Below are 12,580 nucleotides of genomic sequence, written 5' to 3' on the forward strand. Positions count from 1 at the left end.
GTCGTTGACGCTCATCTGTTCTCCTGCTCTCCACCGACCATCCCCGGGTCGGTGGCGAACATCTGCGAATGGTCTTCGGGGGTCACGATCCACTCAACTCTATCGGCTTCAACGGCGAGCACACCCGGCCGGGGCAGGTGGTTGTAGTTGCTGGCCAGGGACCGGCAGTAGGCGCCCGTCGACGGGACTGCGACGAGGTCGCCGGCGGTGACGTCGGCCCCCATGTATTCGTCACGGACGATGATGTCGCCCGATTCGCAGTGTTTGCCCACGACGCGCACGATCGCCGGCTCCGCTCCCGAGGCTCGATTGGCCAGAGTGCATGAGTAGTCCGCATCGTAGAGCGCGGTGCGGATGTTGTCGCTCATGCCGCCGTCGACGGCGACGTAGGTGCGGGTTCCGCTGTCGGTGCTCACCTCTTTGACGGTGCCGACTTCGTAGAGGGTGAACACGGCCGGGGACACGATGGCGCGGCCGGGTTCGATGGAGACACGCGGCACGTTCGTGCCCAGTCCGCGGCATTCCTTGAGCACGACTGCGGCGAGTTCCTCGGCCATCTCCGCCACCGGGATCGGAGTGTCCTGGCTGGTGTAGCGGATGCCGAAGCCCCCGCCGAGGTCGACATCGGGCAGATCGATGCCGTGTTCGGCCATGACTTCGGCGCGGAAGGCCAGCACTCTGGCCGCGGCGACCTGGAAGCCGGAGATGTCGAAGATCTGCGAACCGATATGCGAGTGGAGTCCGTCGAGGCGCAGATGCGCCGAGTCCGCGACCATCTGGGCGGCTCGTGCGGCGGTGCCGTCGGCGAGTGAGAGACCGAACTTCTGGTCTTCGTGCGCGGTGGCGATGAAGTCGTGGGTGTGGGCTTCGACGCCGACGGTGACTCGCAGCATCACTGGGGCGAAGACTCCCTTGGCCGCGGCGACGGCTTCGAGCCGGATGATCTCATCGAGACTGTCGACGAAGATCCGTCCGACGCCGTAGTCGAGGGCGTACTCGAGTTCCGCGACGGATTTGCTGTTCCCGTGCAGGCCCACTCGGTCCCCTGGGACTCCGGCGGCGCGGGCGATCATCATCTCGCCCAATGAGCAGGTGTCGAGGCCGAGGCCGGCTTCATGGACCCACCGGGCCACCGCAGTGCACAGGAAGGCCTTTCCGGCGTAGAAGACATCGGCTCCAGCCAGTCCCTTCTCGGGCGAGAAGGCGCTGGTGAAGGTCGTCAGATAGGTTTCTGCCCGGGTGCGGAAGTCAGCGGCATCCATGACGAGGGTCGGCGTGCCGTACTGCTCTGCCAGGTCGGTCACCGAATGGCCGGCGATGGTGAGCACACCGTCGTCGGTCTTCGTGACATTGTCCGACCACAGGCTCGGCAGCAGCGCGTTGACGTCGTCAGGATAGGGCAGCCACACCGGTGCCGGGGTCGCGTGCAGAGTCCCTGCGATATGTGCGGGCATCAGATCCTCTCCGGGGCCGAAGCACCCAGTTGTCGAAGTCCTGCGGCGAGGACGATGATGACGGCTCGCACGAGCACGAGCCGCGAAGCATGCAGTGCGGTGATGTCGACGTTGATGGTCGGAGTCACCGCGCACCGGCTCAGCCAGTCCTCGGCCGCGGCCGCGACCAGGCTCAGACAGCTGAGGAACGGTTCGCTCTCGCCGAGGCGGCACGAGCGTTCGAGTCCGGCGGGAACGGAGGCGATGGCGGTGAGCAGACGAGCTTCGCTCGGGTGGTTGAGGCGAGAGGGTTCGGCCGCATCCGTGGTGATCTCGGCCCACTCGGCCCGACGCCGTTCCCGGCAGGCGGCCGCATGTCCGCGCTGCAGCACGGACACCGCGGCATCGTCGGCAGCCGCGTCGAAGAGACTGCCGCAGCATCGCCGCGATTCTGTCGCGGCCGCCTCGGTGCCGGTCGCCGACGACTCGGCTGCGGCGATGATGTCGAATGCCACGCGCGCACGTGCGGAGTCGGTGAGCCCGATGTTGACGAACCCGGGCCCGGCGACCACAGCGGTGGCCACTTCGGGAAGCAGTCGCAGTTCGGCGCACAGATGCTCGGCGAGTGCCAGACGGCGGCCCGGTTCGACCGCGGTCCGCAGCGCCACACGCGTCGACCAGTCGCCCAATCCGTGTCGGGCGGGTGCGACGAGGTCGACCTCCGAATCGGCCCCCGGAGACACGAGACCCGAATCAGCCGTCGCCAAAGCGCGTGCGAGTGCGGTCTGCAGGTCTTCCGGGGTCACTCGAACAGAGTACTCGGGGCCGGTCTGCGGGGACGAATCAGGTGTCATCTTCGCTCTCATGACGAGACGACCGGCCTCAGATCGCCCCGGGGCGGCACGCGGCGTGGCTGACGAGGAATTTCACTGCCACCGAGACGAGCACGACGGAGAACGCCGGCCACATGCTGTCGAAGCTCTGCACGAGGAAGGCGAAGATGAGCGGGCCGGTGCAGGCCAGCAGATAGCCTCCGCCTTGGACGAATCCCGACAGAGACGCCGCCGATTCCGCGTCGCGGGCGCGCAGAGTGATGAGCGTCAGGGCCAGCGGGAAGGTCGAGATTCCGATTCCGAGCAGCACGGTCCACAGCACCGGGGCCACGGTCGGCAGCAGCCACAGTCCGATATAGCCGACGACCAGGCTGAGGCAGAAGCCGACGACGATGAGGTAGGCCGAGGCCATCTTCTGTGCCAGCGCGGGCAGAACGAAGCCGAGGACGAGGGGGATGGCGGTGACGAGCGCGAGCATGGCCCCGGCGAACGCCGCGTCGAACCCCGAGCGGGTGAGCAGACTCGGCAGCCAGGTGAAGAGGATGAAATTGTTGAACGAGGTCAGCCCCGTCATCGTCATGAGCGCCCACGCACGTTTGCTGCGCATGAGTCGGGCCAGTTCGCTGCCGCCGACGACGGCGGCGGCGACTTCGGTGGCCGGTGCGGGCCTGATCAGCCGGATGAGGATCCAGACGGCGACGCCCACCACACCGAATCCGGCCCAGACGAGCAAGGACCCGCGCCAACCGAACCCGGTGGCGAGGGGAACCGCGACGAGCGGGGGGATGAAGGTGCCGAACTGCAGCAGGCCGACATGCACGGTCGACATCAGAGCGACACGGTCTGGGAAGTACGACTTCACCAACGGAGGGAGGACGACGTTGCCGATGCCCATGCCCAGCAGAGCGAGCACGCTGAGGGCGAGGAAGAGCGCGGGAGAATCGATGACGGAGCGGGCTCCCAGGCCGATGGCGACCATGATCATCGCGGCCAGTGTCAGGCCGAGGCCGGAGAAGCGGGCATAGAGCCGCGGAGTGATGAAGCCGCTGAGTCCGTAGAGCAGCGGCGGCAGCATGCCGATGATCGCCAGGAACGCTGCGCTCAGGTGGATCTGTTCGCCCATGGCGTCGAGCAGCGGCGAGAGACCGGTGACTCCGGGCCGCAGATTGAATGCGGCGATGACGATTCCGACGACGATCAGAATGCGTGTGCGCGCAGAGTTCATGGGCTCTTTCCTATCAGACTCCCACAGGCATTCCTGTCGTCGGGGTCGCTCGACGGACGGCTTCGGGCTCAGTAGTCGAGTTTGAGGCCCTCCACGGGAGACAGTCGCGAGGCGCGTCGGGCCGGCACCAGGGCCGAGAGGATTCCTGCCACGATGGCGACCCCGAGGATGCCGAGGAAGGAGGGTGCGGAGAAGTCGACGATGAGTTCGGTGGAGTAGTCGTGGGTGACCAGTCGTGTGCCGACGATGCCCAGCGCCCCGCCGAGGGTGAGGCCCAGCAGAGCCGCGACCGACGAGATGAGCACCGCTTCCAGAGCCAGCAGAGCCCGCAGCTGGGCGATGCTCAGCCCCAGGGCCCGCATGAGTGCGTTCTCCCGTCGGCGTTCGATGACGGACAGGCTCACGGTGTTCGAGACTCCGATGAGCGCGATGAGCACGGAGACGAAGAGCAGCGCCACCGCACCGGCGAGCAGAACGTCGATGAGTTCGGAGTAGGCGCCCCGGGCGACCGCGGACCCGCCGACCTCGTCGCTGGGCACGTCGAGAGCTTCAGCCACGGACTGTTGGATCCGTGTGATCTCGTCGATGTCGACATCCTCGTCGAGGCGGATGAGCACCGCCGTCGTCGTCGCCGAGATGCCGAGGTCGTTGCCGACATCGGGGGTCGTGAAGAAAGCGAGGCTCGACAGCCCTTCTTTGCGCACGGGCACGTTGAGCTCGTTGAGACCGCGGACCCGCACGGTCGCGTCCGGATAGTCCTCGGGAACCACGACGCGGCCGGCGACCAGGTCGGCGGCGGAATCGCCGAGCACAGTCGCCGCAGTCTCCGGGTCGACGACGAAGACCGATGGTGTGGCGCCTTTGAAGTCCTCGACCGCCTCGGCGCGGTGAGCGGTGATGGCACGAGCGACCCCGGGGATCTCGCGCACATCGTCGAGCTCATCGGCGTCGACGAGTCCCGACAGGGGCACGGCGATGTCGACCGGATAGCGCTGGTCGAGTCCGTGGCTCAGCGTCGCCTTCGTCGACATCCCGCCCACGAGGATGGTCGCGACGAGAGTCACGCCGATGATCAGCGCCGTCGCAGTCGTCGCGGTTCGACGCGGGTTGCGCAGGGTGTTCAGCGTCGCCAGCTGGCCAGGAACGCCCCAGGGACTGACAGCGACTTCGCCGATCCAGCCGACGATCGGGGGGATGATCCTCGTCGAACCGATGATGAGTCCGGTGACGATGAGACCTCCGCCCAGAGCGCCGCCGGCGATCCAGACCTCTGTCGTCGACACGGCGTAGAGGGAGACGATGATGAGAGCCGCACCGAGGAGCATGACGCCGACGCCCACGAGGTGTCGCCGACGTCTGCGGATCGACGGGGATACCGATACGTCGAAGGGTTGGAGGGCTTCGAGCGGTGTCACCGCGATGGCGCTGCGGGCCGGGCGGATCGTCGCGATGATCGTGAGGACCGCGCCGACGGCGACGCCGACGAGGAGCGCGGAGACGGGTACGGACAGGGTTTCGTAGGGGAATTCGTCGGGCCAGAAGCGCACGGCCGCTTCCATCAGGGCCCAGCTGACTCCGACACCGGCGACGACACCGAAGATCGAGCCGATCAGTCCGACGAGGAGTCCTTCGGCGACGACGGAGCTGTAGAGCTGGAGGCGGGTCGCGCCGAGGCAGCGCAGCAGCGCGAGTTCGCGACGGCGGCCGGCCACGATGACGGAGAACGTGTTCGACACGACGAGGATGGCGACGACGACGGAGATGCCGGCGAAGACGAGCAGCAGTCCCGTCACGGCGATGTTGCCGCCCGAGAGACGATCGGTCTTGACGGACACGGCGTCGGGGACGCTGAGGGCATTGAGGCTGCCGTTCAGCGCGGAGGAGTCGATGACCGCTTGCAGCTCTTCGCACACCCTGTCCGGGTCAGCATCGGGGTCGAGGGCGATCTGGACGGCGATGACATCGCCCTGCTGCGCGAAGTACTCCTGGTAGCCCGAGGCCGTCGTCAGTGCACGGGTGGCCCCGGGCAGTCCGGGGTCCTGTCCCATCTCGGCGATGCCGACGACGGTGAAGGTGATGCTGCTGTGGCTGGGCCCGCGGTAGACGGGCATGTCCGCATCTCCGGTCTCGACCGGCACCGGGTCGACGCTGAAGCGGACCTCGTCGTCGATGCCGAGGTCGAGCTCGGCGGCCGTCCGAGTGTCGAGGACGAGATCGGTGGTTGCCTCCGGGCGGTCGCCGGAGACCATGGTGAAGGTGTCGAGTCGCTCATCGGCGGGCACGGGTGACAGGGCGAAGGAGCTCTCTGAGAACGCGGTCCCCCGCCCGGTGGTCAGGGTTCGCGCCGACAGCGACGCGGAGCGCACGCCCTCGATCTCCGACATGGGCTTGAGCAGCGGAGCGACCTCGTCTCCCCCGACGAAGACGTCTTCGTCGGGGATGACGGTGAGATCCGCGTGCGCGAATGATCGTCCGACCGCACCTTCGAGGCTGCTCTGCAGCGAAGAATTGATGATGAGCGTTGTAGCGACGAATCCCGCTGCCAGGGCGATGCCGAGACCGATGGCGAGGAACCGGGCCCAATGGATCCGGATCTGCGCCAGCGCGACAGCGATCACAGAGTGCTCAGTTCACTCAGTGCTGTGACCACGCTCTCCCGCGTGGGCTGACGGACCTCTCCTGTGGCCCGCCCGTCCTTGAGCAGCACCACTCTGTCGGCGTGCGAGGCCGCGACCGGGTCGTGAGTGACCATGATGATCGTCTGCCCGTAGAGAGTCGTGGCGCGACCGAGCAGCGACAGCACCTCGGCCCCGGCATGGGAGTCGAGATTGCCGGTGGGCTCATCGGCGAAGATGACATCCGGACGGGTCAGCAGAGCTCGAGCTACGGCGACGCGCTGCTGCTGACCGCCGGAGAGTTCGTGGGGCCGGTGCTGCATACGATCTCCGAGTTCGAGGCGTTCGACGACTTCGGCCTTCCACTCCCGATCGATCTTCTTCCGCGCCAGGGACACGGGCAGTTCGATGTTCTGTTCGGCGCTGAGAGTGGGGACGAGGTTGAAGGCCTGGAAGATGAAGCCGACGCGATCACGCCGCAGCTGAGTGAGCTGCCGGTCGTTGAGGCGTGTGATGTCCTTGCCGCGCATGATGATCGAGCCGGAGTCGACGCGGTCGAGGCCGGCCAGTACGTGCATGAAGGTCGATTTGCCGGAGCCGGAGGGACCCATGATGGCGGTGAAGCGTCCCGATTCGAAGTCGACGCTGATGTCATCGAGAGCACAGACGGCAGTGTCGCCGCGACCGAAGCTCTTCCGCAGATCCTGCGCCCGCAGCACGATATCGGATTCGTCCGCCGAGGCGGCGCGCAAGGGCTCATCAGCAGGTTTCGACATCGCATGCCTCACATCGCGGTTCGGGGTTCTCCTCCGACTACCTTAGAGCGTGTCGGCATCGCCGACCACTCGAGGCGGAAATGCAGAACCGTCCACCTCACCTGATGAGATGGACGGTACGTGGTGCCCGCGACAGGATTCGAACCTACGACCTTCTGCTCCGGAGGCAGACGCTCTATCCACTGAGCTACGCGGGCAACGGGTGCAACTCTATCACCGTCGGGCACCACCTCACAAAAAGACACCGCGTGCAATCGAGTCTCGATTGCACGCGGTGGAAGGCACAGTGGCGACGGCGCGTTTCGCGGGCTCAGGCGCCCTTCATGTCCTTGCGCCCGGGGACGTATTCCCAGTGCCAGAGCTCGTAGGAATTGCGTTTGGCCCAGTCCGGGTTCTCCCAGCCGTATTTGCCGGCGTTGGTAACCAGCCAGTCGTACTGTTCGCCGGTGCCGCTCGAGGTTCCGGCGCCGAGGTCGAGCGCCAATCCCCAACCGTGGTTCGAGGTGCCGGGGCGTGCGGCGAAGCCGGGCTTGCGGGCAGCGACCGAGACCTGCGATTCCAGTGAACGATAGGAGTCGGTGATCGCGAGGTCCTTGCCGGTGTCCTTCTTGAACGCGGCGTTCATCTTCGCGAAGGCCACAGCAGCGTCGGCGCGCAGCTTGTGGTTGCCCACACCGATATCGCACAGCCAATCACTGGGCAACTCACCGTTGCTCACCTCGCCTTTCGGCGCTTCTCCCTCGCAACCGGGCAGAACGGTCTTCGTGATGGCGCGCGAAGCGGCATCGACCTTCGTCTGTTTGGCACTCGGGGCGCCGATGGTCATCGAGGTCTTGTCGTCTTCGTCGACCTTGATGTCGGCGGAGACGGATTCGGCGTTGATCGCGCGCTGCTGGGATTCGGCGGCAGTGTCGTCGACCTTCACTTCCTGGCTTCCGCTGAGATTGCCGGCGACCATGACGGCGGCGATCGCGGTGCCCGTGACCGACACGGTGGCCAGCGCGGAGAAGGTCGTGACCTGGCGCCGGCGAACCGAACGCAGCAGCGAACCATCGGAACCGCGGCTGCCAAGCTGAGCAGCGGCCAGACTCGAGTTGTGCCCTGCGGGTGTCAGCGGCTGGGATGCCGACCGAGCGGCCTCTCTGGCCATCGCAGCCCGCCGCGGTGAACCGGCGGCGGCGCGGGCCTCTGCGGCCATGGCGGCGCGACGCGGAGACAGAGTGGGGTCTTCATGCCCTCGCGACGGCGTTGTCACGGACTTCTTGGAGAAGATCGTCGAAACCTGAGCAGAGGAATTCTGTCTGCGCAGATCGCGTCGGCGAACCGGCAACGCCTCGACGGTCGAGAGCTCACTCGACATAATGCTCCATACTGTTGGCATCGGTTGTTCTGAAAGGCCCGGATCCGGACCCCGAAAAGCTTATGTCACAACACTATAACGACATCGTTACAGAATGTCACGTTACCCTCATCCACCGTGTGTGACCTGGACATATGCTGAAACACGCTCCCTGCGGATCACTACAGATGACCTGCGTGCGGTGACGACGGTCACCGCTTCGTTATCATTCGTTATCATCTTCTGTGGGCATTCGGCAAGACCGATCCGGAGATGAGAAATCCGCACCCGCGAAGACCGGCGGCGGCTGCTTCGGGACTCCGAGCGAGGCGATGGGACTGCGAGAGGCCGCCGTTTCGTCAGGTTCAGCGGCGGAAATCGAACCGTCCCCGCTGCATCGCATCCTGGACCTCACCGACGAGCTCCTCGAGCACATCTTCGAGGAAGAGCAGACCGAGGACCCGTGCCTCCGAGTCGATGACTCGGGCGACGTGGATGCCGACCTTCTGCATCTGCGCCAGCGCCTCTTCGATCTCATCAGCGGCGGTGACGGTGAACAGCGGTCGGAACCGTTTGCTCGGCACCGGGGCGTCGAAGGCATCATCGGTGTCGGCGTAGAGGACGTCCTTGATGTGGAGGTAATCCTGCGGATAGCCGTCGTCGCCGACGACGAAATACCGTGAGAATCCGGTTTTGCCCACGAGCGTGACGAGTTCGTTCGGCGTCACCTTGTCCGAGATCGTGATGAGTTCGGACATCGGGACCATGATGTCGACCGCGGTCTTGTCACTGAACTCCAGGGCGCCCTTGAGCAGCCCGGTATCGTCGCTGAGCAGTCCCTCACGCTTCGATTCGGCGACGATCGATTCGACCTGTTCGATCGTGAACGCCTCATTGACTTCGTCCCGAGCCTCGACCTTGAACAGATGCAGGATCCCGTTGGCCAGACCATTGAGGGGTCGGATGACGAAGCCGAAGACGCGGGCGAGGAACACCAGCGGTGTCGCCAGCAGCATCACGGCCTGACCGGATGCAGCCAGAGCGAGGTTCTTCGGTACCATCTCACCGATGACCACGTGCAGATAGGTGACGACGCCGAGCGCCAGGACGAAAGAGATCGTCGAGGACAGGCCGGCGGGGATCCCCAGTCCCTCGAGTGGACCGGCGAGCAGGTGGTGGATGGCCGGTTCGGCCACATTGCCCAAGAGGAGGGAACACACCGTGATGCCGAGCTGACAGATCGCCAGCATCAGCGAGACATGCTCCATCGCGTAGAGCGCGGTCTTCGCGGCAGCCGAGCCTTCGGCGGCGCGCGGTTCGATCTGGGACCGCTTCGCAGCGACCACCGCGAATTCGGCGGCGACGAAGAATGAGTTGCCCAGCAGGAGGACGACCAGCCAGATCAATCCGAGCCAATCGGTGCTCATCGGCTCTCACCTCCTGTCTCGAAAGCGCTCGCGTCGGTGGCGCGCAGCACCACCCGCAGGCGCTCGATGCGTCGTCCGTGCATCCGCTCGACGCGGATGAGCGCATCATCGGTGCGCACGTGGTCCCCGGGTTCGGGAATCCGCCCGAGTTCCTTGAGCACGAAACCTGCCAAGGTCTCATAGTCAGAATCTTCGGGGATGGTGATCCCGATCGTCGAGGAGATCTCATCGGGGCGCAGCTGGCCGGGCACGATCCAGGACCCGTCGCGGGCCGGTCGCGCCGCGATCCGCATCCGGTCGTGCTCATCCGCGACCTCACCGACGAGTTCCTCGACGACGTCTTCGAGGGTGACGACTCCGGCGGTGCCGCCGAATTCGTCGACGACCACCGCCATCTGCAGGCCTGTGGCGCGCAGTTCCATGAGGAGCGGATCGAGCCGCTGGGTCTCTGGGATCTCGCGCACCTCGGTCATCAGTCCCCCGGCGTAGGCGTCGTCTCGGTTTGCGGGTGGAACAGCGAACGCCTGCTTGACGTGGACGACGCCGACGATGTGGTCTTTGTCCTCGGCGGCGACCGGGAACCGGGAGAAGCCGGTGTCTCGTGCCTGCTCGATGATCCTTCGCGCCGTGGTGTCCTTCTCCACGCTCGACATGCGGGTCCGCGGAGTCATGACGTCTTCGGCGGTGCGTTCCGAGAAGCTCAGCGTCCGTTCCAGCAGGTCGGCCGTCTGCTCATCGAGCACGCCTTCCTCCGCGGAGTGGCGCACCAGGGAGGTCAGCTCCTCCGGCGACCGCCCGACCGACCCCTCCTCCTGCGGCTCGATGCCCATGGAGAGCAGGATCTTGTTGGCCGTGCCGTTGAGGAACGCGATGACGGGTCGGAACACGATCGAGAAGACGTACTGGATCGGAGCGGCGATCCGTCCGGTGGCCAGAGGGACTGCGATCGCAAGATTCTTCGGGACGAGCTCACCGAAGATCATCGACGCCACCGTGGAGAAGATGAGAGCGATCGTCAGCGCCAAGGACGCGGAGAGCCCGGGGCCCACTCCCCACGCTTCGAAGACCGGAGCCAGCAGCCGGCCCAGGGACGGTTCCATGAGGTAGCCGGTGAGCAGCGTGGTGATCGTGATGCCCACCTGCGCCGCCGAGAGCTGGGTGGACAGGTGCGTCATCGAGGCGCGCAGGGTCTTGGCCCCGACGACGCCTTCGTCGACCGCCTTATCGGCCGTGTGACGATCGAGGGTGAGCAGTGAGAACTCGGCCGCGACGAAGAGGCCGGTGCCGAGGATGAGGACCAGGGCAAGGGCAAGGAACAGCCATTCCATCAGCGACTGTCCTCGCTCCGTGCAGACCGAAGATCACAGTAGGTGAAGTGACGGACCCTCACGGGGTGAGGATCATCATCTGGGGCGCCGGCTTCCCGCCGGCCGAGACTGTCACTGTGCATGAACTGATCTTACCAACTTCCCGACAGCGGGCGGCCCTCTTCGTATCCGGCAGCGCTTTGGACTCCGACGGCGGCCACCCGCGCGAATTCCGCGAGATCGCCGGCGCCGGCGTAGGTGAAGGAGCTGCGCACTCCCGACGTGATTCCGTCGAGCAGGTCCTCGACTCCGGGAGACTCGGGATCGATGTACATGGTTGACGACGAGATGCCCTCCTCGAACAGCCCCTTCCGGGCCCGTGCAAACGCCGACTCCGACCGAGTGCGGTTGGCCACCGCTCGAGCCGAAGCCATGCCGAAGCTCTCCTTGTACTTCCTGCCTTCGCCGTCGACCAGGAGGTCACCCGGCGATTCGTGCGTACCCGCGAACCAGGAACCGACCATCACCTGCGAGGCCCCGGCGGCCAACGCGAGAGCGACATCGCGGGGATAGCGCACTCCCCCGTCGGCCCAGACGTGGGCGCCGAGCTCCCGAGCCGCCTCGGCGCATTCGAGTACGGCGGAGAACTGCGGGCGACCGACGGCTGTCATCATGCGTGTCGTACACATCGCACCCGGCCCCACACCGACCTTGACGATCTGGGCCCCGGCCGCCACGAGGTCGCGGACACCGTCGGCGGTGACGACGTTGCCGGCGACGATCGGCACCCCGAGGTCCGCCTCGGCGATCGAAGACAGCGTGTCGAGCATCTTCACCTGGTGGCCGTGGGCGGTGTCGACGACGAGGACGTCGGCGCCGGCCGCGACGAGGGCACTCGCGCGTTCGACGGCGGCACCGTTGACGCCGATGGCCACGGCGATCTTGAGACGGCCCCGCTCATCGACGTTCGGCGTGTAGATCGACGACCGCAGCAGCGACTTCGGCGTGAGCGAACCCAGCACCGTGTTCGCATCATCGACGACAGCGGCGAATTCGGCCCGCGAGTCGGTCATCGATTCGAACAGCGACTCCAGCTGCGCATCATCGGACCAGTCGATCTCGGAGGCGCGGATGACATGGGGTGAGGAGTCGAGGAGCTCGGCGACCGAGGTGAACCGGTCGACGCCGCGCAGATCGGCGGCGTTGATGATGCCTTCGAGTCGTCCGGCCGAGTCGACGACGACGCCGAAGCCGTGGGGACGCTTCGCCAGCACATGCAGGGCGTTGAGCACCGTGTCCTCCGGCGCGAAGCGCAGAGCCGATTCGAAGATCCGGTCCCGGCTCTTGACCCAGGAGATGGTGTCCTTCGCAGCGGTGAGCGGAATGTCCTGGGGCAGCACAGCCAGTCCGCCCCGGCGAGCCATCGTCTCGGCCATCCGGCGTCCGGACACAGCGGTCATGTTCGCGGCCACGAGCGGTGTCGTCGACCCCGTCGGATCGGTCGTGGTGAGGTCGACTTCGAACCGGGACGTCAACGATGACGAGTTCGGGACGAGGAAGACATCGGAGTAGGTCAGATCGCTGTTCGGGTCATTTGAGATGAAACGCATAACACTATTGTCCCC

9 protein-coding genes and 1 tRNA gene are annotated in these 12,580 nt (G+C 66.0%); all 10 read right to left on the minus strand.

Going from position 1 to position 12,580, the window contains the following annotated elements:
* Positions 1 to 11: 11 nt before the first annotated feature.
* Complete coding sequence (gene lysA / locus ACSE4D_RS00625) at positions 12 to 1,454, minus strand: diaminopimelate decarboxylase (RefSeq protein ID WP_436326417.1); 1,443 nt, start codon at positions 1,452 to 1,454, stop codon at positions 12 to 14.
* On the minus strand, positions 1,454 to 2,239 hold the full coding sequence (locus tag ACSE4D_RS00630) for a DALR anticodon-binding domain-containing protein (protein ID WP_167854371.1): 786 nt from the start codon (positions 2,237 to 2,239) through the stop codon (positions 1,454 to 1,456). Before ACSE4D_RS00630 ends, lysA begins: the two co-directional genes overlap by 1 nt.
* A gap of 76 nt (positions 2,240 to 2,315) precedes the next feature.
* Positions 2,316 to 3,491, minus strand: a complete 1,176-nt coding sequence (locus ACSE4D_RS00635; RefSeq protein WP_436326418.1) for an MFS transporter — start codon at positions 3,489 to 3,491, stop codon at positions 2,316 to 2,318.
* Positions 3,492 to 3,559: 68 nt separating this feature from the next.
* The gene (locus tag ACSE4D_RS00640; RefSeq protein WP_436326419.1) at positions 3,560 to 6,109 is read right to left on the minus strand and encodes an ABC transporter permease; all 2,550 of its coding nucleotides are present in this window, start codon (positions 6,107 to 6,109) and stop codon (positions 3,560 to 3,562) included.
* Positions 6,106 to 6,882 carry an ABC transporter ATP-binding protein gene (locus ACSE4D_RS00645; RefSeq protein ID WP_135538665.1) on the minus strand — a complete coding sequence of 259 codons (777 nt, stop codon included), beginning with the start codon at positions 6,880 to 6,882 and terminating at the stop codon, positions 6,106 to 6,108. The genes ACSE4D_RS00640 and ACSE4D_RS00645 overlap by 4 nt, the downstream gene beginning before the upstream one ends.
* Positions 6,883 to 7,003: 121 nt before the next feature.
* Positions 7,004 to 7,079, minus strand: a tRNA-Arg gene (locus tag ACSE4D_RS00650).
* 113 nt (positions 7,080 to 7,192) lie between these two features.
* On the minus strand, positions 7,193 to 8,242 hold the full coding sequence (locus ACSE4D_RS00655; RefSeq protein WP_436326420.1) for a M15 family metallopeptidase: 1,050 nt from the start codon (positions 8,240 to 8,242) through the stop codon (positions 7,193 to 7,195).
* 344 nt (positions 8,243 to 8,586) lie between these two features.
* Entirely contained in the window at positions 8,587 to 9,648 is a 1,062-nt protein-coding gene (locus tag ACSE4D_RS00660; RefSeq protein WP_436326421.1) for a hemolysin family protein, read from the minus strand.
* Complete coding sequence (locus ACSE4D_RS00665) at positions 9,645 to 10,976, minus strand: hemolysin family protein (protein ID WP_436326422.1); 1,332 nt, start codon at positions 10,974 to 10,976, stop codon at positions 9,645 to 9,647. Before ACSE4D_RS00665 ends, ACSE4D_RS00660 begins: the two co-directional genes overlap by 4 nt.
* A 131-nt stretch (positions 10,977 to 11,107) precedes the next feature.
* A complete protein-coding gene (locus ACSE4D_RS00670; protein WP_436326423.1) occupies positions 11,108 to 12,565 on the minus strand; it encodes a GuaB1 family IMP dehydrogenase-related protein in 1,458 nt (485 codons plus the stop codon).
* Positions 12,566 to 12,580: the final 15 nt, after the last annotated feature.

Source organism: Brevibacterium sp. FAM 27836, assembly GCF_051351055.1.
Classification (GTDB): domain Bacteria; phylum Actinomycetota; class Actinomycetes; order Actinomycetales; family Brevibacteriaceae; genus Brevibacterium.